Source organism: Campylobacter sp. RM16189, from assembly GCF_012978815.1.
GTDB lineage: Bacteria > Campylobacterota > Campylobacteria > Campylobacterales > Campylobacteraceae > Campylobacter_A.
On sequence record NZ_LIWR01000004.1, the window covers coordinates 1 to 20,160 of the forward strand.

Here is a 20,160-nt window from a genome sequence, read left to right on the forward strand (position 1 = left end):
AACTTGGCTATAGATATTTGTATGTTATATTTATATGATAGTTGTTGCTTTTAAATATCATATTTTCTTTAGAAGTATTAATTTGTTTTATAAAAAGCTTACATAACCTACTTAAATATACTCTACATTTCAACTCCTACTATGTCATGCGTACTTTTAATCTGCTCTACATTAGTAAAATTTGCAATCTTTGGAAATTCAACCCTTTGATTTTGTTCCACACACATCTCCCACTCCATAAGTCCATTCTCCCTTAGCTCTTTTATAGATACATTATTTAAATATCCGATTTGTAATGTATTGCCCTTTTTTATGAACTTGTCAACCAAATAGTGCTGCTTAATATTCTCAATACCCTCTTTATCATCCCAATCTTTTAAATATCTTGTTATATTTGCAGCTATCCCTGCGTAGTTTATTTTTGTTACTTTATCCCATAGTTTTTTGCCAGTTATAATAACTCTTGAGAAAAATTTAGATATCTCGTTGATATTTCTGGGATTAAAGTTTTCTAACTCATTAGGCTTTAGAGCTAGTTTTTCAATAATTTCATCTGAATATAGCCCTTTGTCTATAGCTTGCTTAGCTTCATTAAATCTATCTACTAGATATATATAAGGCGTATAATGCTTATTTTTCTTAAAAAGATATGCAGTGTTTTCTTGTTTAAAATACAGATGTCTTCCTTGCTTATTATGAAGTATAGTGTTGCTGCCCTCTTTGATTAGTTTTGTGGTTTGATCAAAGTAGCTCATAAGATCATAAATAGGCACATTATCATACAGTCTCTGCAAGCTAACCCTAGTTAGATATTTTTCATTGTCTTTGGGTTCGTGCTGTAGAATTATGGCTTTTGCATGTTGATAATCTTTTAAAATTCCTTCAAACCCTTTTTTGCTTAATAATCTCTTTCTCTTTTGCTAGCCCTATGTCATATTCGGATTGTTTTATTATCTTACTGTTATCCAAAATTTGACCCGGTACTATAATCAGCTCAGTATCTTTTTTGGGTGCATAGTAAAGTTGAGAAGGTGTTTTGTAAACTTCATCAACTTTGTCTTTTAATCCCAGAAACTTTGTTGTATTATCCATATATATCTTATATCCGGTAGTTTTATGTTTTAAATAGTCAAATGCATTGAGTGTTGATATTAGAAGTCTAAACTTCTGCGTCTTTTCATCCAAAAGATGAGAAGCCGAAGGGTAGATATATCCTTGAATACCTTTTGAGTTTAGAGTATTTACTGCATCATTTATTGTGAACTGCGGCTTTTTATTATCGCTATTATCTATATCATAAATTAGCAGAGGATTAACTTTTGCTATATTTTCATTACTTCTCTTACCTCTCTCAAATACAGCCGTCGATATAGCTGAATATGACTTTAGGGTGCTTTCTAGATTAGAAGGCTCAATCTCTATCATCTTCCAACCCGTTGAGCGCTTGATATTTTGGTTTTTTCTTTGTGCTACCCGGCAATAGCTTAAAATCATCACTTACGCTAATTTTTATCTTATAGTTTTGCGGTATTGCGGCACCGTTTTTCTGTTTTTGCTCTATGTATATATTAAATAGGCTTTTAAATTTATACTTATCGTTCTTGCCTTTAATAGTATATATATCCTTACCACTTTCAAGCTCTTTTAGGAGTTTTACGGCATCCATCCTTGCTTCGCTTACACTATTGCCTTCTCTAAACTCACCTATTGTAAGCGACTTATCATCTTTTGTTCTTATAAAGAATGTTTTCTTACCACTTGGGTTAAGCCATAAATATAACTCTTTGGGATTCCCTACAGCTATTTTCTTTTTAGATTTTGGAGGTTGCAGTTTTCTAATATCTTTATCTTGAAGGTTTGCCTTAGAGATGTTTGCCATTTAATTCCTTTCGTTTTCATGTTTTCTTATGTTTTTTTACAAAAGTCCCAGAATTAAAAAAAGTCCCTTAATTAGTCCCTGAATTAATCAGAAACAATTATAGCACAAAGGGTAATCAAAGCAACTAATTGGAAATCAAAAATGCTGTAAAGCCCTTAAGTAAGGCATTTAACAGAATTAAAAAGAAAGGATTGAAACTTAAAGAAAATTTAAATGGTGGAAGCGAGGGGGATCGAACCCCTGTCCAAAAACAAACCACCCACAGCCTCTACACGCTTAGCAAAAGTGAAAAATTCATCTAGCAAAGCTCACTTTCCAAAACCAAAAGCTAGACTAAGACAAAATTTCAGCTTATAGTTCGTCAGACCACAAACCTACTCTATCTAGGGTTACTCGCTATATTTTTTAGATAGTATCAAAAACAAGCAGGGCTCAACTGAACTTACGCAGCTTTAGCGTAAGCAGGAGCGAATTTAACGTTATTTGCGTTTAATTTTAACTTGAGCTTTTTACGCTTTGCTCAAAGCGACGTGCCACCATGTGCGCTCTGCTCCTGTCGAAGCCAAGTCGCTCCCATAAAAAGTTACGTATTGTAGTTTATTTTAATCTTTTTGTCAAATATCGAGTCTTGAAGGAATTTTCACAATCATAGGATTTAAAACACTAAAAAATTCAGCATCAACCTCTATATCTTCACGATATTTGCTAAATTGATCACTTACCACTAGTAGCCAATCCACAAATTCATCATTTGCAGGCCCTCTTAGATCCCTTGCTTCAGAGCAAATTTCTTCACTAAGAGTAGTAAGTTTTAATATAGGATCAATCTTCATAAATGATGTAGCCGATTTAATATTGTGAAAAATTCTAAATAACTCCTCTATACTACTCTTGTATCTATCCTCCCTAGCAAGATCAATTATGAGAGGTTCCATAAGCTCACACATCATAGAATAGTGCGTTAAAAATTCTTCAACAATATCATAAGAGTAGTCAATTTCAAGATTTTTTAATATCCCCATTTTTATATCCTTAAATATTCAGAGTGATTGTAGCATTTTTTTGATAAAATTAGAAAATTTAACTAAATAAAAAGTGATATAGAAATGCTTTTAAAAGAAAAAAAAAATACAATAACCGACATCAAAAACAAAAAACTAATCCAACCTATAGTTCCCATAGTTGCGATTACAGCTTATGATGCACTTTTTGCTAGGCTTTTTGATGATTACGTTGATATTATTTTAATAGGAGATAGTCTTAACTTGAGCTTCAATGGCAAAAAAGATACATTAAGCTCCTCAATGGAGATTATGCTGTATCATACAAAAGCCGTTTGTGCTGGCTCAAAACACGCTTTTAAAGTCGCAGACATGCCTTTTGCAAGCTACATAAATGAAAAAACAGCAATTAAAAATGCTTCGAAATTTTTTAAACAAACCAATGCCGAGGCTATTAAGCTAGAGGGTGGACTAAGAGTAACAAAAATCATAAAAAGGCTTTGCGAGGAGGGAATAAGTGTGATGGGCCATATAGGGCTTATGCCCCAACAGGTAAGATTAGAGGGTGGATACAAAGTAAAAGGTCGCGCACAAGATGATGAAAATAGGCTTATTGAAGAGGCAATAGCTATAGAAGAGGCTGGCGCATTTTCTATAGTTATTGAAGGAGTAATAGAAAGCGTAGCAGAAAAAGTGGCTAAGAGTGTTAAAATACCGGTTATAGGCATAGGTTCAGGAGTTAAGGTGGACGGGCAAATTTTAGTCTGGTCAGATATGCTAGGATTCTTTGAAGAGTTTAAACCAAAATTTGCAAAACGTTATATCGATGGCTCAAATTTGGTTCGTGAAGCGGTGCAAAGATACGCGGAAGAAGTAAAAAATAGAGCTTTTCCAAGCGAAGAATACAAATACAAAATTTAGGATAGATAATGAAATTTAAAATTTTAATATTATTTTTAATTTTTACAAGTCAAATTTTTGCTATGCAGAGTGAAATATCGCAGGCCAGAGATGCATTTGAAAAAAAAGATTACAAAAAAGTCAAGGAAATAGTGACAAAAATTTGCGATAAAGGCGATGGATACGGATGTGCTGTTTTGGGAGATATGTATTATAAAGGGCTTGGCATCGAGCAAGATAAAAAAATGGCATACGAGTTTTTTAACAAAGCTTGTGAGCTAAAAAATGGGACAGGATGCTTTGATCTAGCCCTTATATATAAAAAAGGCGAGATTGTAAACAAAAATACAAAAAGAGTTTTTGAACTTTACTCAAAGGCTTGCGAGCTAAAAGAGGATAATGCCTGCACAAATTTGGGCGTTATGTATTACAATGGTGAGGGTACTGAAAAAGATCACCGCAAAGCATTTGATCTTTATTATAAAGCTTGCGAACTATACAATGGAACTGCATGCTTTAATATAGCATCTATGATATACGAAGGAGTATCTACCGAAAAAAATTATAAAAACGCCTTGAAATTTTTTGATCGCTCATGCTATATGAAAAACGCTCTTGGATGTAATGCTCTAGGCATAATGTATGAAAACGGCTACGGAACAGATAAAAACGTCTATAATGCCTACGATTCATACGCAACAGCTTGCCATATGGGCAATGAAAATGGATGCAATGCACTCGGAATCAAATTTGAAAATGGAAAAATAGACGAAAAAAAATACGAGGAGTATGAGTCTATAGCTGCTTCTTGCAAGATGGGCGACAAGCAAAGATGCGAAATACTGCAAAAGCTATTGGAGAAATTTTAGGTAAATTTGATGGATAGAATCGTAGAAATAGAAAAAGTAAGCTTTGAAAGCGAGTTTGAAACATCGCTTCGCCCTGCAAAATTTGAAGACTATATCGGGCAAGAAAAGATAAAGCAGAATTTAGATGTCTTCATAAAGGCTGCTAAAAAGCGCGGAGAGTGCCTTGATCACGTGCTTTTTTACGGACCTCCCGGGCTTGGTAAAACCACTCTTGCGCACATCATCTCAAACGAGATGGGGGTAAGCATAAAAATGACCGCTGCACCGATGATCGAAAAGAGCGGAGATCTTGCTGCCGTGCTTACAAATTTGCAAGAAGGCGACGTGCTCTTTATCGATGAAATTCACCGCTTAAGCTCGGCTATCGAAGAGGTGCTTTACCCTGCGATGGAGGACTTTAGGCTTGATATCATCATAGGCTCAGGCCCTGCAGCACAAACGATCAAGATCGATCTGCCTAAATTTACGCTAATAGGCGCTACAACAAGAGCCGGCATGATCTCAGCTCCGCTTAGAGATCGCTTCGGAATGGACTTTAGACTTCAGTTTTACAGCCACGAAGAGCTAGCCAAAATAGTTCAAATAGCATCCGTAAAGCTTGGCAAAGAGTGTGAAAAGCTAGCCGCACTTGAAATCGCAAGACGCGCCAGAGCAACACCTAGAATCGCGCTTAGACTGCTAAAGCGAATTCGCGACTTTGCCGAAGTAAACGATGAGCTTATTATCTCTCAAAAACGTGCTAAAGAGGCACTTGACGCACTTGGAGTAAATGAAATCGGCTTTGACGAGATGGATATAAAATATCTTAAAATTTTACTTGAAGCCAAAAGAAGACCACTAGGATTAAACACTATAGCGGCTGCACTTAGTGAGGACGAAGGCACGATAGAAGACGTTATAGAACCTTATTTACTTGCAAACGGCTTTATTGAAAGAACCGCAAAAGGTAGAATAGCAAGCGCAAAATGCTTTGATACTTTTAAACTAAATTTTAAAGAGCAAAAAGGACTTTTTGATGGTCAATAACAGTAGAATTTTCTTCGGAATTTTCGTATTTTTCGCAATCTCTTTGGTTATTTATTTATTTAAGCCATTTTTGCTAAATATTTTTATAGCCGCTCTGCTAGCGGTCGCGACATCTAATATAAACGTTAAATTTTTAGAACTTACCAAAAACCGCAAAACACTATCAGCAGCACTTACTACGGTAGTTTTGTTTTTACTATTCATCGCTCCTTTTATCTACGCTGTGATAGAGCTTACAAGGCAAGCAGCCGGATTTAATATGAATAACGTTACAAATACTATTGATTATATTAAAAACTATGATTTCGCACTTCCGGCAAGCATAGATTTTTTAGAACCTAAATTTAAAGAGCTAATTGCAAATATAGACATAAAGGCGATCTCAGCTAACATTATTTCAAATTTAGCAAACATTGGTAAATTAAGCGCTAAATTCTTAACCGATATGGTCATAATCGTAGTTTTTGTATTTTTCTCTTTCGTTTACGGAAACGATCTTGTGAGTTATCTAAAAGAGGCTCTTCCTATGCAAAAAGAGGATACTCAATTCATACTTAGCGAAGTAGCAAATGTAATGAGTGTCGTGTTCTTTTCGATAATAGCCAATATGATCTTACAAGGATTTTTATTTGCGATTATAACGATGTTCTTTGGATACAACGGCTTTTTAACAGGCATTGTATTTGGTTTTTCATCTTTAATTCCCGTAGTCGGCGGGCTACTTGCATGGGGGCCTATCAGCTTATATGAATTTGCTAACGGAAATACTATGGGAGCGATAATAATAGCACTTTATACTATCATTATGATATCAATAGTGGCAGATACTTTTTTAAAACCATTAATAATTAAATTTATAAATGATAGACTAGTTGAGATTCCAACTAAAATCAACGAGCTTCTTATATTTTTCGCGATGATAGCAGGCATCACAACATTTGGTTTTTGGGGCATAATACTTGGCCCGGCGATTGTGACATTCTTTCTCTCCACAATTAAGCTTTATGTCTTACTTAAAGAGAGATCCTTTGTCTAAATTAGTCACAACAAAAAGATAAACTAAGATTTTCAAGCTCGCTCTTTAGGGCTTTATGTCTATTTGAGAGGCTATTTAGCTGCTCTATTTTAGCCTCTTTTATCTCGCCAAATTCCATTCTAAGCTCATTTATAATTTTGTTCAAAAATGAGCTATTTGATAGCATCTCATTTTCAAATTCATATAAATTAAGAGATATCAAAACCCTATCAAAAGTCTCAGCACTAGTTGGGATAAATAGCGCAAAATGCAGCGGATCTTTTTCGTAAGCAATGGCGGAGTTTTCGATCTTATCTTTTATAAAATGCACAGCAATTTTTATAGCATTTTCATAGTTTGCAACTACTTTTAAATTTAGCTTTTCAAAAAACAAAGAGAGCTTTTGAAGCTTGTTAAATTTAACCGTTTCAAAATCTCTTAATATCAATCTATAAATTTGCCCCGCATAAGTTCTAATCGTAGCAAACTCAGTATCAGAGTGTATAGAAATCTCTTTAATTATATTTTCAAACTCGGATTTATAAATCAGAAATTCACGCTCTAAATTTTTATAAATTTCATCGATCTCAGCCTTAAGCTCATCCTCAAGTATAGATAAATTTCGCCTATAAATTCTAAAAAATTTACTAAGCTTTACATCATTATAAATAAGCTTTGAAAAAATCTCATCACTATCAAAGCTCATCATTTCATACTCTTGCCTTTCGTAAATATCACTCTTTAAAAGCGACTTTTTGGATATAAATTTATACTTTTTTTTAGGCTTTAAACTACTTAAAATTTCATCACTAATAAACTTTGAAATTTCCTTTATTTCATTAAAGGCTGTCTCTGTTTTTGGTTTAAATTTATTTTTAATTCGCTCTAAATTTGCATCAAGTTCAAAATCAAATTTAGTTACAACCTCTTTAGCCTTTTCGTAAATTTCACAAAAATACTCATGCTGATTTATACTTTGAGCCAAAATACTCTCGCATTTTTTTAACACAAATTTCTTTTTTATTTTTTCGCTCGTAAAGTGTCTATCTATAGCATCTAAAACACTTTTAAAATTTGAAACAAGCATTAAATTTTCATCTTGATTTTTTCTAGCCAAATTAGCCTGCTTAGCAGAAATAGCAATAATCTCTTCAAAAATTCCATCAAATGTTATTTTCGCATGAGCCAATACATTTTCGAGCTCAAGATCGCTTAGTTTATCCTTTTGATTTAATACACAAATTGCTGTTTTACCAGTATTTTGCAAGAACTCTTTAAGATCATTTAATTCACTTGCGCGAGCGGCATTTTCTATAAGGCTTAGCCAAATAACGCTTGAAACGGAATCCAAAACCTCTTTGGTTATGTTAGTATCCGAGCTTGATAGCGAATTAAGTCCAGGAGTATCGATAAAATTTACAAGTTTTAAAATAGGATTTGGCGCATATATACAAAGCTCCTTAACTTCATCGCCATAAACGCGCTGATCGACGAATTTAGCTATTTCATTCACATTTAGACTAAGCTCTTTGCCATTTTTATAATCCACTCTTAAAGAAAAATTTTCGCCATATTTTATGCGCGTGAGCCTCGCAGTTACCGGTGTAACTCCTGTAGGCAAAATATCAAAGCCCAAAAGAGCATTTAAAAAGGTCGATTTACCACTTGAAAACTGCCCTATAATAGCGATCTGAACAGGCTCGCTTAAAAACAGATCAAGCTTTCTAAGCTCATCTTTTAATTCACTACTAGGGTGAAATTTAGGCTCTAAAAGCGCATTTTCATAAGCTTTAAATCGCCCGTAAAAATCATCTCCGAAAATTTTAAAATAGGTCATCTTGTAAGAGGATATAAATTTTTCAAGCATCTTTTAACTCCTCTAAAATAGAGCTCAAATCATCTCTTAATTTTTCAAAATGAATTAAATTTTCGGCTATTTCGCCACCTGTTTTGCTTAAAATTTCACTCTCTTTCGCAAGCCTTCTTTCATCCTCTTCAAAAATTATGCGTCTATGCTGCATTTTTGCGTTAAGCCTCTTTTCAAACTCATCTTTTTCAAACTTAATTAAATTAAATACAAAATTGGCAATCTTTTCATCTTTTAAAAACTCTTCTAAACTTGTATTTATACTATTTTCCAACTCTTTTGAATTTAAAAATTTGCAAATTTTTTGCGCTACATCCATATATCCAAAACTGACACCTTGTGCGCTTAGATAATCTCCGATATTAAACACCTTCTCATCTGCATCAATCTTAAAATCTGCAAATTTTAAACTAATATTTGTGGCGCAAGATTTTATGCGTCTTAAAATTTCATTTCGTTTTATTCTAGCTGTAGCCAAAAGACCGTCGTTTAGAGATGTTTGAATGATGTATTTTATTCTATCCTCATCTATATTTTCTTTACGCCTTTTAGCAAAATCAACTTCATTTAAAATCCTATCTTTAAGAGTTGTGCCAACTAATCTTAAGCTCATTAAAAAATCAGCATCAAGGCTATTTATATCAATCTTCTCAAATTCACTAATAACCATATCTTCTATAGCCTTAAACTCTTCGGTAAGGGCGTCTTTTCTCTCTTTTAGGCTTTTTAGATTTTGACTTAGCTCTAAATTTGAACCGGTTAAATGAAGTAAGCTCTCTTTAGTCTCTTCTAAAAACTCGCTTGCAACAGAGATAAGCTCTTTTTTGTATGCTTCCAATACAAGCCTTGATTTCTCGCTATGCTGTCCAAAAAATATCTCATAAAGATACTCTTTAAAGCTATCCACTCCGCTATCTTCATCACCTTCAAAAAACTTCTTGGCACTAATTGTAAAGAAATTAATCTTGTTTGAAATTTTATCAAGCCCGTTTGTTTTAAGCTCTTTTTCTAGACTTTTTTTAGTGTAGTTTATCACTTCGCTCAAATCCTGAACCTGCAACAAATCAGCATGTGTAAGAACTACTACAAGCCTAACTATATTAGAGCTTTTAAGCGAATTTATCAAAAACTCTACATCTTTTTGCGTAGCACTTTGACTTACATTCATTAAATGCACCATCAAATCGCACTCATTCATATACCTTCGCGCAATCTCTTCACGCAAAAACACGACATCATCTATGCCTGGAGTGTCGACTATACATATCCCATCTCTTAAGAGCTCTAAATTTTCATATAGCTCTACAATTTTAACAGCCTTTGAAATTTCATTTTGAGCGGTAGTATAGCCTTTTAATTCCTCGGGTTTTATTTCAATCTCTTTGCCTACAAAACGCCTTATATCATCATTTATGTCTAAATCAAGCTCTCTTAACTCACTTTCATTCCAAAATTTTACTCTCGCAAAAGAGTTATCAGAATGCTTTAGAATAGTTAAATTTACAGTTTCCGGCACATTTGAAGTACCTAAAACTTTAGTTCCCAAAATAGCGTTTAGCAGAGTGGATTTGCCTGCATTTACAACTCCGGTTACAACTACATTAAATACAAGTTCGCTATTTTTTTGTTTTGCTTTTTTTAATCTATCTTCATAATATCTTCCATTGCAAAGAGATAAAAGTTTCTCGTAAATAAAATCTAAATTGTCCATCTTAGTATGAAAAAAATCTTTTTGTTCATTATTTTTGTTTTGGTTTTCAGTACCAGAGTCAGCAGATATGGAATTTATAAAATTTTCTAAATTTTCTAGCTCTAAAGCAGTTATAATAGCTTCATTTTGAAGTCTTTTAAGGGTATCTAATAGTCTATTTTTTGAAATTTTTGAGTTTAAAAGAGCATTTATTATCCCAACTTGAGCGCTTTGGACGCTGTATATGTTAGCTTTCAAATTTAATGTATGTAAAATATCCCTAAAGTCGTAAATGGCAATAAATCTATCATAATTTTTCTGATTAGTAGCCATCAAAACGGCTAGTAATCTCTCATCGCCGATAAGAAGTTTTTTCATATCCAAAAACAACTTATCACTACCCCAAATTTCACTTAAAAATTTATCCATACATAGCTCTTTAACAAAGATTATCAATATAAGATTTTAGTATATTTTCACTTAATGGTAGAGAAATAAATAGTATTGTAAATACAAGAGAGCCAAGAGGCTCTCTTAAAATTATTTTACTGTAGCTAGTTTGCGACGCATATATGCGATTTTGCTTTGAAGCGGAAGGTGTTTTGGACAGTTGTCTTCACACCCTAGAAGAGTCATACATCCGAATACTCCGTCATCATCACCCACAAGCTCATAGAAGTCTTCGTCTGTTCTTTTATCAAGTGCATCTATTTTAAATCTTGCTACACGGTTAAGTCCAACAGCACCGATAAAATCAGGTCTCATTATAGCTGTTCCGCAAGCCGCTACGCAGATTCCGCACTCTATACATCTATCAAGCTCAAAAACCTCTTGTGCCACTTCAGGCTCGACCTTCTCTTCAAGCTTGCTAATATCGGTTTCGTGATCTGTATGTATCCAGCTCTCGACTCTTTTACTCATAGCGTTCATCCAGTTGCCAGTATCCACGCTTAAGTCTTTTAGTAGCTTAAACACAGGAAGTGGCATAAGCTCTATTACACCGCTTTCGTAGTCTTTTGTAAGTGTTCTACAAGCAAGCTTTGGCGTACCGTTTACCAACATTCCGCAGCTTCCGCAGATTCCCGCTCTACATACGAAGTCAAAGCTAAGATCTGGATCAAATTTCTCTCTAATAACATTTAACGCTATAAATAGCGACATACCAGGAGTCTCATCTAGCTCATACGAAGCAAAATGTGGTTTTGAAATTTTGCTTAATGGATTATATTTAAATGCTCTAATTGTAATTTTTCTACTCATATCCTATACCTGCTCTTTCATTTGGCGCTTTATATTTTGGTTGTAGCTCATAAGGCATAAGCGCATTTTGAATCTCATATCTACCCTTACCTTCAGCCTCCATCTTAGCACGGATCTCATCAACCTGTGCTTGGCGGATAGCACTGTCAGGGTGCTCTATAATATTTCCTTTAGCTCCATATCCTCTAAAGGCTGGCGGAATCTCCATCTTCATAATATCAAGTGGTTCATACTCTACAGTAGGCATTGTATCGCCCTCTTTCCAGCTTGTTATAGTTCTATTTAGCCAATTTAAGTCATCTCTTTTTGTATAATCTTCTCTATAGTGAGCGCCACGGCTCTCTGTTCTAAGAAGCGCACCATAAGCTATACAAAGCGATAGTTTTAGCATTTTTGGTACTCTGTAAGCTTCTTCTAGTTCAGGATTTCCAAATAGATTTTTATTAGCTACTTTAACGTCAAGAGATTGCTTATAAAGCTCCTCAAGCTCTTTTACGGCCTTTTCAAGCCCCTCGCCCGTTCTAAATATAGCTACGTGTTCCCACATAACATCTTTCATTCTGTTTTTTATCTCAAATACGTTAAATTTACCCTCTTTTTTAAGAAGGCTATTCATATAATCTATCTGACCTTGAACAAATTTGTAGATATTTTCAGTTCTAATCTCTATATCGTGAGTCGCACAATAATCTGCAAAATAATCACCCACAATCATACCTGCCACAACTGTCTCTGATACGGAGTTTCCACCAAGACGGTTAAATCCGTGCATATCCCAACAAGCAGCCTCTCCTGCACTAAATAATCCAGCCAAAGTAGGGCTCTCACCTCTAGGATTTGTCTTAATTCCACCCATTGAGTAGTGCTGCATAGGAAGAATTGGCGCCCAACCTTTTGGACCCTCGTCAGCAGGATCTATTCCGTTGAAAATTTGGCAAATTTCTTGAACATCACGTAGGTTTTTTTCTATATGTTCGCGTCCAAGTATACTAATATCTAGCCATACATGCTCTCCATAAGGACTCTTTACGCCTTTTCCTGCACGAATATGCTCCATAATACGGCGACTTACGACGTCACGGCTAGCAAGCTCTTTTTTCTCAGGCTCATAATCAGGCATAAAGCGATATCCGTCCACGTCACGTAAAATTCCACCGTCACCACGACATCCTTCTGTTAGCAAGATTCCGCTTGGAACAATCGGAGTTGGGTGAAATTGAACCGCTTCCATATTTCCAAGTTTTGCCACACCTGTTTCAAGTGCTATCGCAGCTCCTATACCCTCACAAACAACAGCGTTTGTAGTATGTTTATATACTCTTCCGTATCCACCTGTGGCTATCAAAGTGCCTTTTGAAACGTAAGCTATAATTTCACCTGTTACTAAATCTCTAACTATAGCTCCATAACAACGGTTATTCTCATGAATTAAGGCTATAGCCTCTTTTCTATCTTCAATAGCAACATTGTGTTTTAAAGCCTCATTTGCTACGGCAAATAGCATAGTGTGACCTGTGGCGTCAGCTGTATAGCAAGTTCTCCATTTTTTCGTACCGCCGAAGTCACGAGAGTGAATTAGTCCATGAACCTCATCTTTTTCTACTATCGTTGTTTTTTGAGCATTGATAATAGCGCTTCTTTCACCTTTAGTAATTCTAGTCCAAGGTACACCCCAAGCGGCAAGCTCACGAATAGCTTTTGGAGCTGTTTGACAAAACATTCTAGCTACATCTTGATCGCATCCCCAGTCGCTTCCTTTTACGGTATCCGCAAAGTGCACATCCTCATTATCACCCTCGCTCATCTTTGAGTTTCCAAGACTTGCTTGCATACCACCTTGTGCGGCAGCTGAGTGAGAACGTTTAACTGGGATAAGACTTAAAACTATAGTACTAAGACCTTTTTCACCGGCTGCAACAGCAGCTCTAAGTCCGGCAAGTCCTCCGCCGATAACTAATGCATCACAATATTTTATATTCATTTCTAGCTCCTATCCATTAATGACTAAGGCCGATCCAGACGAAATCGGCAATTAATGCGATTAAAGCGAGCCCGCCAAAAACAGCAAAAATTATAGTTCTGGCCTTATTTCTTTTTGCTAACATCTCCTGTCTGCTAGCTCCTTCAATACTTACCCATTTAACATACAATCTATACATTCCTACACCTGCGTGAACTACCATAAATACAAGCAATGCAAGATAAAAAATTTCCAATCTAGCAAAATTGGCAGCAGAGCTATCAGCGGTAATATGTCCACCAAAAACTATATCAACTAAGTGCCCGCTTGCAGCAAAAAAGAGTGCAAATCCTGTTAAAAACTGAAACCACCATAGAGTAGTATCAAGGTGTTTCATGCGTTTTTTGTGTCCTATAAACATCAAATATTGTCTAAAATTGGCAGGGAATTTTCTCATAGCCAAAAACGCATGAGCGATAAAGACAACAAAAATTACAGCGGCTATTACGTTTGTAATCCACCAAGTAGCTTCGCCAAACAAAAATTTTGCTTCCGCAAAGCCAACTACGGCATTGAATGCATCCTTACCAAGTAAAATGGTTGAAGTAAATACCATATGACATAGTATAAAACAGGCCAGAATAAATCCTGTTATACTTTGCCACCTGTCCCAGACCGCAGTACAGCGACTCTTTTTACAGTCAGCCTGTGTCCCCAGAAACCCTTCTATAAGCCCACTCATGAGCGCTCCTTAATATATTGTAATTTTTAGCTTTATACAAATTTTGATAAACCTAAAATTTGTATGCAATAATACTACACTGTAACTTTAATTCTTGTTAAATTATTTAGTATAATTTTTTTTTAAAAAGAAAAATATAAAAATTCCGCACAAAAACATTATAAATGATAATATCTGTCCCATTGAAAAATTTAAAAATACAAAACCTATTCCAAAGTCAGGTTCTCTATAAAACTCGCATATAAACCTTGCTAAAGTATAAAATATGGCATACATAGCTATAAGCTCTCCATCGAATTTCTTAAACTTTCTATAAAAAAATAATATAATAAAAATGATTATGCCTTCTAGTAATGCTTCATAAATTTGAGATGGGTGTCTAAGTATACCTGCGACATAAATTCCCCAAGGAACATCCGTAGCACGACCGACAAGCTCTTGATTTAAGAAATTCCCAATACGACCGAAAAAATATCCGAGCGGAATAGAAAGAGCGCAAAGATCAAGGAGTGCAAGTGTATTTTGTTTATACTTCCTGCAAAAAGCGATCGTCGCTATCAAAAATCCAATAACCGCACCATGATAGCTCATACCTCTAATTCCTATAAATTCTCCGTTATAAAAAGGATTAAAAATTTGCCAAGGATGAGTTAGATAATAAAAGGTATTTGGATCATAAATGACTATATAGCCGATTCTTGCGCCTAAAATTACTCCAATTTCAACCCAGAAAAAGTAGTTATCAAGTAGAGAATCCGATATATTCATCTTATCAAATTTTACTATCAATTTAGCCACTCCAAGCGCAAGAATAAGGGCTAAAACATACATAATCCCATACCAATGAACGCTAAGTCCAAATATTTTAAAGGCTACCGGATCAAAATTATTATAGATGTTGTTCCACCAACTCATCTAGGAACAACTCTTATCTTAAATATTTTTTCAATCCCTTCGCTAAAATCCTCGAAAAGATACCCCATAGAGCGATAAAATTTGGTCTTAGCCTCTTTTTGAAGTAAGGGGTATAGCTTTTTAGAGTAAGGTAAAAAATAAGAGCTTAAAAAAACCCCTAAAATTTCTTCTATTTTTTTATCGGCCTTAAGTTGTAATACAGAGGATAAAAATGAGAGTTGAGAGGTTATACTATCAACATCACTAAGCTTTAAATTTGGCTCAAATTTACATACCCTATAAAGACCCTCAAGCCTTTTTTTGTCACCTTCAAAGAAAAATTCTGCATTAAAATATTTTTTTAAATTTAAAAAATCCTCTTTTATCTCTTCTAAATTTTCCACCTCAAGCGACTCTTTATATAGCTTCGAGCCTGTTAAGTTAGCTTCGTTATTGTTTTTTATAACCCAATTTGAATTTTTTTTGATCTCGTTAAAAATTTCTTCACTTAGACAATTTGCAAAATTTAGTGCAAAAATTCTGCAAACCACAGAGTAAAATTCACCAATCTTCATACCTCAGCCTTTTTTAAATTTTAGCCATTTTACAACTATTTTTAAAAATTTATATTTTTTTAAATCTTAATCTTATTGAATTTAAAACTACAGTAACCGAACTAAAACTCATCGCAACTGCGCCATAAACAGGAGTTAAAACAAGTCCAAATACAGGATATAAAACTCCTGCTGCTACAGGAATAAATATGAGGTTATATATAAATGCCCAAAACAAATTCTCTTTTATCGTTTTCATCGTATGCTTAGCTAAATTTATAGACTGCAATACGCTTTTTAGATCATTTTTAATTAGAACTATATCGCCGGCGTCCTTTGCGATATCAGCTCCGCTACTCATAGCTATACCGACATCGGCTTGCTTTAAAGACGGAGAATCGTTTATGCCATCTCCTACAAAAATAACTTTGGCTTCTTTTTGAAGCCTTTGTATGATTTCAAATTTTTCATTAGGCATTACCCCGGCAAAAACCTGCTCTATCCCAAGCTTACCAGCGATATTTTTAGCCGTAAATACATTATCTCCTGTTAGCATTACCGGAGTTATATCCCTTGATTTTAGCTCATCTATTACCTCTTTTGCACTCTCTTTTAAAGTATCACTAAGGCTTATAAAACCTACATATTTACCTTTAATAGAAGCTAAAACCACCCCATTTCCATCATTTTGAGCTTTTAAGATTTTTTCCTTCTCCTCATTTGGAATTTCTACTTTAAATTCTTTTAAAAACTCCTCATTTCCTACTATTATCTGATTTTCATCGAGACTTCTCACCCCTCTTCCTGCAATATTTTCAAACCCGCTCTCGTTTCCTAAAATTTTAATATCAAGACTTGCTGCATACTCTACAATAGCTTTTGATATAGGATGTGAACTTTTTGCCTCTATGGCTGCGATTGGGGCTAAATTTTCTTCATCTATGTCTGTAAAATTTACAGAAATTTTACCATGAGTCAGGGTTCCGGTCTTATCAAAAATAGCATATTTAGCAGTGTGAATGATCTCTATGACTTCGGGATTTTTGACCAAAATTCCATTTTTAGCACCAAGCGAAAGTGATGAGATAATAGCTATAGGAGTAGCAAGCCCTAATGCGCAAGGACAAGAGATTATAAGCACACAAATCGCACTTAATACTCCCTGAGTAGCATTTCCGGTGAAAGCAATCCAAACCAAGAAAGTAACAAAGGATATAACTATCACGGTTGGCACAAATATATTAGCCACCCTATCGGCAAAGCGACTAATAGGCATCTTTTTAGTACTAGCATCGCTTAATAAGTTTAAAATTTGAGCCAGCAAAGTTTGACTTGAAAGTTTAGTAACCTTTATATTAAGATATCCATTGGTATTTACAGTGCCTGCATTTACCTCATCGCCCATCTTTTTATATACGGGCAGACTCTCGCCGGTAAGCATAGAGGTATCTATCTCTGCTCCGCCATTTATAATAACACCATCGCAAGGAATATTGTAGCCCGTTTTTACGACTACTATATCCCCTATTTTAAGATTTGCCACTTCGGTTTCTACAGCTTGACCGTCTGGTTTAAGCACCAAGGCAACCTTTGGCGACATATCCATCAAGCTTTTTAGATAGTCGCCGGCCTTAGCTTTAGAGCGCTCCTCAAGATACTTCCCAAGAAGAACGAAAGTTATTATCATAGCTGAACCCGAAACATACATATGACGCATATTTTCAGGTATAAGGTTAGGAGCTAAAAATACGAATACCGAATATAAAAATGCCATCGAGGTGCCAAGTGCAACGAGCACATTCATATCGAAATTTCTGTTTTTAAGTGCTCCAATGGCGTGTATAAAGAAATCTTTTCCGCATACGGCAAGAGTGATCAATGCCAAAAACAGCATTATAAAGGCTTTTGGCTCACTCATGCTTCCGCTCATCTCAAGCCACATTATTATCGCGCTAAAAATAGTGGCTGAGATAAAGTTATTTCTCAAATTTTTTATATGAGCGGCTCGTTTTTTCTCGAACTCTCCAAGATCTTTAGCGATTTCATAGCCAAGTTTTTTTATCTTTTCTTCTATTTTGGGACGAATACTCTCATCTTGCACTATAAATTCGCCCGTAGCATTAGCGAAATTTACTTTAGCCTCTACTATTCCATCCATCTTTTTTACAGCTCGTTCAATAGCATTCGAGCAGTTTACACAGGTCATGCCTGCGATATTTAATTTGAGATTTTTCTGCATATTAAATTTGCTCGATTACTTTAAATCCGATCTCATCAAGTTCGGATTTAAACCTTTCAATATCCTTATCTTCTATATCTAGGCTTACTACACGAGGCTCTACGCTTAGATCTACGTCTATTTTACCAAACTCATCCTCAAGCGACCTTTTAATAGTATTTGCACAATTTTCACAATTAATATTTGCAACTTTAAATTTTGCCATTACAGCTCCTTTATCATATGGTAATATTTATGAGAATTGATAATTTTGATACAATTTTCCTTAAAACCAAATTTTTCATAAAATTCTTTCGTTTTTATTTTTTCTTCATCTACTATCAAGGAGACTTTTTTAATGCCTCTTTGGTTCGCTATTTCAAATATAAATTTTATCAGCTCTTTAGCTATGCCGCGACCTCTAAATTTCTCATCGACAGCTATGCTATCTATGTAAAATTCATCTTCAAAGCACTCAGCTTCAACATTGGCGCTTGGTTCTTTTAATCTTAAATGATTTATTATAGGTTCATCAAGACTCTTTAAATCTCCGCCAAAATATGCGCAAACAGCTCCTAATATCTGATCGTTATCCCTATAAATATATATATTGTTATAACTTAATCTATTTATATCTTGATTAAAAAATGAGGTTAAAATTTCATTACTCTTAGCCCTGCTTGTAGTGCCACTAAGACAAAAAGCGATATCCTCCATGGCTAAATTTAGCAACTCTATGCAGCGTTTAGAATCTTTTTTATCAGCTCTTGTTATCATAATCCAAATTATAAATTTAAAACATAAATTTTTCACAAACAGTATTAAAACTTTAGCTTTTAAAAATGATAAAAAGATTTTTAGCTATAATTACCAAAAATTTTTTAAGGAATTTTATGGGAAGAGCATTTGAATATAGGCGAGCGTCCAAAGAAGCGCGCTGGGATAAGATGAGCAAGGTATTTCCAAAGCTTGCAAAAGCGATTACAGTAGCAGCCAAAGAGGGCGGATCAGACCCCGATATGAATCCAAAGCTTCGCTCGGCGATAGCTGCCGCAAAAAATGAAAATATGCCAAAAGATAATATCGATGCGGCTATAAAGCGCGCAAACGGCAAAGATAGTGCAGATATAAAAACCATATCTTATGACGGCAAGGCAGCTCATGGAGTGCAAATCATAGTGGAGTGCGCTACCGATAATCCTACGAGAACAGTGGCCAATGTAAAAGCTATTTTTAGTAAAAATGGAGGAGAAATTTTACCAAGCGGAAGCCTGGGCTTTATGTTTACGAGAAAGAGCGTTTTCGAGCTTGAAAAGCCAAATTTGGAGCTTGATGAGATTGAACTTGAATTAATAGACTTTGGACTAACCGAGCTTGAAGAAGAAGACGGAATTTTATATATTTATGGCGACTACACAAGCTTTGGTACACTTCACGATGGCATAGAAAAACTCGGACTTGAGGCCAAAAAATCAAGCCTGCAATACATTGCAAATTCTCCTATAAATTTAAGCGAAGAGCAGATGGAAGAGATAGAAAAGCTGCTTGATAAGTTAGAAGACGACGATGACGTTCAAGCCGTATATACAAATATTGAATAAATTTAATAAGGGAAAATATGAGAAACGAAGAGCTAAAAGTTTACGATATAAACAAAGATGAGTTGGCGAAATTTAAATTTGCTATTATACATACGCAAAAAGGAGACATCAAGCTTGAGCTATTTGGGGAAGAGGTGCCACAAACAGTTACTAATTTTGCAACTTTAGCCAATGACGGCTTTTATGACGGTCTGAATTTCCACCGCGTAATCCCGAATTTTGTTATCCAAGGAGGATGCCCATACGGTACAGGCACGGGAGGTCCGGGCTGGAGAATAAAATGCGAATGTGTAGACCAAAAGAGTAAACATAAACGCGGTAGTCTCTCTATGGCTCATGCAGGACGCGATACCGGCGGAAGTCAATTTTTCGTATGCCATAGCGCACAGCCTCATCTTGATGGAGTTCATACTGTTTTTGGACAGGTCGTAGATGACGAAAGCCTAAAAACACTTGACTCTATAAGAGCTGGTGATAAAATAGACTCTATCGAGATAAAAGATAATTTATAAAAACTATTAAGATTAAAGCTTATAAAGCTTTAATCTTAACTATCTCATAAAATTCATTTATAAATATAACTTTTGCAATAATATTTATTTAATAATTTCTTGGATAAAATATCATTATCTTTAAAAAAAATAATTAATTTAAAGGATTATGCTTGATAGAAAAAGTTTCAAG

20 protein-coding genes and 1 other RNA gene are annotated in these 20,160 nt (G+C 34.9%); 6 read left to right on the top strand and 15 right to left on the bottom strand.

The window, feature by feature from the left end; translation table 11 throughout:
- Window positions 1–122: 122 nt before the first annotated feature.
- The 5 genes from CDOM16189_RS03345 to CDOM16189_RS03365 all read right to left on the bottom strand — a co-directional run bounded on the left by CDOM16189_RS03345 (window position 123) and on the right by CDOM16189_RS03365 (window position 2,901).
- Window positions 123–794, bottom strand: a complete 672-nt coding sequence (locus CDOM16189_RS03345; RefSeq protein WP_169973106.1) for a hypothetical protein — start codon at window positions 792–794, stop codon at window positions 123–125.
- 88 nt (window positions 795–882) lie between these two features.
- The gene (locus tag CDOM16189_RS03350; RefSeq protein WP_169973104.1) at window positions 883–1,425 is read right to left on the bottom strand and encodes a hypothetical protein; all 543 of its coding nucleotides are present in this window, start codon (window positions 1,423–1,425) and stop codon (window positions 883–885) included.
- Complete coding sequence (locus tag CDOM16189_RS03355) at window positions 1,412–1,879, bottom strand: Arm DNA-binding domain-containing protein (protein ID WP_169973102.1); 468 nt, start codon at window positions 1,877–1,879, stop codon at window positions 1,412–1,414. The genes CDOM16189_RS03350 and CDOM16189_RS03355 overlap by 14 nt, the downstream gene beginning before the upstream one ends.
- A 214-nt stretch (window positions 1,880–2,093) precedes the next feature.
- Window positions 2,094–2,454, bottom strand: a transfer-messenger RNA (tmRNA) gene (gene ssrA, locus CDOM16189_RS03360).
- Between the two features lie 39 nt (window positions 2,455–2,493).
- A complete protein-coding gene (locus CDOM16189_RS03365) occupies window positions 2,494–2,901 on the bottom strand; it encodes a phosphorelay protein (RefSeq protein WP_169973100.1) in 408 nt (135 codons plus the stop codon).
- Between the two features lie 84 nt (window positions 2,902–2,985).
- Here CDOM16189_RS03365 and panB point away from each other — a divergent pair, with 84 nt between their 5' ends.
- Genes panB through CDOM16189_RS03385 form a run of 4 tightly spaced genes read left to right on the top strand, consistent with a single transcriptional unit; the run spans window position 2,986 to window position 6,711 of the window.
- Window positions 2,986–3,801, top strand: coding sequence for a 3-methyl-2-oxobutanoate hydroxymethyltransferase (gene panB, locus CDOM16189_RS03370; protein WP_170000722.1), 816 nt, complete (start codon window positions 2,986–2,988; stop codon window positions 3,799–3,801).
- Window positions 3,802–3,809: 8 nt separating this feature from the next.
- Window positions 3,810–4,649, top strand: coding sequence for a tetratricopeptide repeat protein (locus CDOM16189_RS03375; RefSeq protein WP_169973096.1), 840 nt, complete (start codon window positions 3,810–3,812; stop codon window positions 4,647–4,649).
- A gap of 9 nt (window positions 4,650–4,658) precedes the next feature.
- Window positions 4,659–5,675 (top strand): Holliday junction branch migration DNA helicase RuvB, encoded by a 1,017-nt coding sequence (ruvB, locus tag CDOM16189_RS03380; protein WP_169973094.1) that lies wholly within the window; start codon window positions 4,659–4,661, stop codon window positions 5,673–5,675.
- Window positions 5,665–6,711 carry an AI-2E family transporter gene (locus CDOM16189_RS03385; protein ID WP_169973092.1) on the top strand — a complete coding sequence of 349 codons (1,047 nt, stop codon included), beginning with the start codon at window positions 5,665–5,667 and terminating at the stop codon, window positions 6,709–6,711. Before ruvB ends, CDOM16189_RS03385 begins: the two co-directional genes overlap by 11 nt.
- 1 nt (window position 6,712) lies before the next feature.
- Here the strand turns inward: CDOM16189_RS03385 and CDOM16189_RS03390 are convergent, their stop codons facing one another.
- The 10 genes from CDOM16189_RS03390 to CDOM16189_RS03435 all read right to left on the bottom strand — a co-directional run bounded on the left by CDOM16189_RS03390 (window position 6,713) and on the right by CDOM16189_RS03435 (window position 18,652).
- Window positions 6,713–8,557, bottom strand: coding sequence for a dynamin family protein (locus CDOM16189_RS03390; protein ID WP_169973090.1), 1,845 nt, complete (start codon window positions 8,555–8,557; stop codon window positions 6,713–6,715).
- On the bottom strand, window positions 8,550–10,676 hold the full coding sequence (locus CDOM16189_RS03395; RefSeq protein ID WP_169973088.1) for a dynamin family protein: 2,127 nt from the start codon (window positions 10,674–10,676) through the stop codon (window positions 8,550–8,552). The genes CDOM16189_RS03390 and CDOM16189_RS03395 overlap by 8 nt, the downstream gene beginning before the upstream one ends.
- Before the next feature lie 111 nt (window positions 10,677–10,787).
- Entirely contained in the window at window positions 10,788–11,507 is a 720-nt protein-coding gene (locus tag CDOM16189_RS03400; protein WP_169973086.1) for a fumarate reductase iron-sulfur subunit, read from the bottom strand.
- Window positions 11,500–13,488 carry a fumarate reductase flavoprotein subunit gene (locus tag CDOM16189_RS03405; protein WP_169973084.1) on the bottom strand — a complete coding sequence of 663 codons (1,989 nt, stop codon included), beginning with the start codon at window positions 13,486–13,488 and terminating at the stop codon, window positions 11,500–11,502. Before CDOM16189_RS03405 ends, CDOM16189_RS03400 begins: the two co-directional genes overlap by 8 nt.
- Window positions 13,489–13,504: 16 nt before the next feature.
- Entirely contained in the window at window positions 13,505–14,209 is a 705-nt protein-coding gene (locus CDOM16189_RS03410) for a fumarate reductase cytochrome b subunit (protein WP_169973082.1), read from the bottom strand.
- A gap of 102 nt (window positions 14,210–14,311) precedes the next feature.
- Window positions 14,312–15,124 carry a prolipoprotein diacylglyceryl transferase gene (gene lgt / locus CDOM16189_RS03415; protein WP_169973080.1) on the bottom strand — a complete coding sequence of 271 codons (813 nt, stop codon included), beginning with the start codon at window positions 15,122–15,124 and terminating at the stop codon, window positions 14,312–14,314.
- Window positions 15,121–15,678, bottom strand: coding sequence for a hypothetical protein (locus CDOM16189_RS03420; RefSeq protein WP_169973078.1), 558 nt, complete (start codon window positions 15,676–15,678; stop codon window positions 15,121–15,123). Before CDOM16189_RS03420 ends, lgt begins: the two co-directional genes overlap by 4 nt.
- 49 nt (window positions 15,679–15,727) lie before the next feature.
- Complete coding sequence (locus CDOM16189_RS03425) at window positions 15,728–17,896, bottom strand: heavy metal translocating P-type ATPase (RefSeq protein ID WP_169973076.1); 2,169 nt, start codon at window positions 17,894–17,896, stop codon at window positions 15,728–15,730.
- Between the two features lies 1 nt (window position 17,897).
- Window positions 17,898–18,101: a heavy-metal-associated domain-containing protein gene (locus CDOM16189_RS03430; RefSeq protein ID WP_169973074.1), complete on the bottom strand. Its 204-nt coding sequence runs from the start codon at window positions 18,099–18,101 to the stop codon at window positions 17,898–17,900.
- On the bottom strand, window positions 18,101–18,652 hold the full coding sequence (locus CDOM16189_RS03435; protein ID WP_169973072.1) for a GNAT family N-acetyltransferase: 552 nt from the start codon (window positions 18,650–18,652) through the stop codon (window positions 18,101–18,103). Before CDOM16189_RS03435 ends, CDOM16189_RS03430 begins: the two co-directional genes overlap by 1 nt.
- Before the next feature lie 116 nt (window positions 18,653–18,768).
- Here CDOM16189_RS03435 and CDOM16189_RS03440 point away from each other — a divergent pair, with 116 nt between their 5' ends.
- Window positions 18,769–19,476, top strand: a complete 708-nt coding sequence (locus tag CDOM16189_RS03440) for a YebC/PmpR family DNA-binding transcriptional regulator (RefSeq protein ID WP_169973070.1) — start codon at window positions 18,769–18,771, stop codon at window positions 19,474–19,476.
- 17 nt (window positions 19,477–19,493) lie between these two features.
- Window positions 19,494–19,988, top strand: coding sequence for a peptidylprolyl isomerase (locus CDOM16189_RS03445; protein ID WP_169973068.1), 495 nt, complete (start codon window positions 19,494–19,496; stop codon window positions 19,986–19,988).
- The last annotated feature ends 172 nt before the right edge of the window (window positions 19,989–20,160 follow it).

Bases quoted from the DNA above. Each gene is read 5' to 3' on its own strand.
- CDOM16189_RS03350 (WP_169973104.1), bottom strand. From the start codon at position 1,425: ATGATAGAGATTGAGCCTTCTAATCTAGAAAGCACCCTAAAGTCATAT.
- CDOM16189_RS03440 (WP_169973070.1), top strand. From the start codon at position 18,769: ATGGGAAGAGCATTTGAATATAGGCGAGCGTCCAAAGAAGCGCGCTGG.
- CDOM16189_RS03400 (WP_169973086.1), bottom strand. From the start codon at position 11,507: ATGAGTAGAAAAATTACAATTAGAGCATTTAAATATAATCCATTAAGC.
- CDOM16189_RS03385 (WP_169973092.1), top strand. From the start codon at position 5,665: ATGGTCAATAACAGTAGAATTTTCTTCGGAATTTTCGTATTTTTCGCA.
- ruvB (WP_169973094.1), top strand. From the start codon at position 4,659: ATGGATAGAATCGTAGAAATAGAAAAAGTAAGCTTTGAAAGCGAGTTT.
- CDOM16189_RS03375 (WP_169973096.1), top strand. From the start codon at position 3,810: ATGAAATTTAAAATTTTAATATTATTTTTAATTTTTACAAGTCAAATT.
- CDOM16189_RS03355 (WP_169973102.1), bottom strand. From the start codon at position 1,879: ATGGCAAACATCTCTAAGGCAAACCTTCAAGATAAAGATATTAGAAAA.
- CDOM16189_RS03430 (WP_169973074.1), bottom strand. From the start codon at position 18,101: ATGGCAAAATTTAAAGTTGCAAATATTAATTGTGAAAATTGTGCAAAT.
- CDOM16189_RS03410 (WP_169973082.1), bottom strand. From the start codon at position 14,209: ATGAGTGGGCTTATAGAAGGGTTTCTGGGGACACAGGCTGACTGTAAA.
- CDOM16189_RS03420 (WP_169973078.1), bottom strand. From the start codon at position 15,678: ATGAAGATTGGTGAATTTTACTCTGTGGTTTGCAGAATTTTTGCACTA.
- CDOM16189_RS03445 (WP_169973068.1), top strand. From the start codon at position 19,494: ATGAGAAACGAAGAGCTAAAAGTTTACGATATAAACAAAGATGAGTTG.
- CDOM16189_RS03365 (WP_169973100.1), bottom strand. From the start codon at position 2,901: ATGGGGATATTAAAAAATCTTGAAATTGACTACTCTTATGATATTGTT.
- CDOM16189_RS03425 (WP_169973076.1), bottom strand. From the start codon at position 17,896: ATGCAGAAAAATCTCAAATTAAATATCGCAGGCATGACCTGTGTAAAC.
- CDOM16189_RS03390 (WP_169973090.1), bottom strand. From the start codon at position 8,557: ATGCTTGAAAAATTTATATCCTCTTACAAGATGACCTATTTTAAAATT.
- CDOM16189_RS03395 (WP_169973088.1), bottom strand. From the start codon at position 10,676: ATGGATAAATTTTTAAGTGAAATTTGGGGTAGTGATAAGTTGTTTTTG.
- CDOM16189_RS03405 (WP_169973084.1), bottom strand. From the start codon at position 13,488: ATGAATATAAAATATTGTGATGCATTAGTTATCGGCGGAGGACTTGCC.
- panB (WP_170000722.1), top strand. From the start codon at position 2,986: ATGCTTTTAAAAGAAAAAAAAAATACAATAACCGACATCAAAAACAAA.
- CDOM16189_RS03435 (WP_169973072.1), bottom strand. From the start codon at position 18,652: ATGATAACAAGAGCTGATAAAAAAGATTCTAAACGCTGCATAGAGTTG.
- lgt (WP_169973080.1), bottom strand. From the start codon at position 15,124: ATGAGTTGGTGGAACAACATCTATAATAATTTTGATCCGGTAGCCTTT.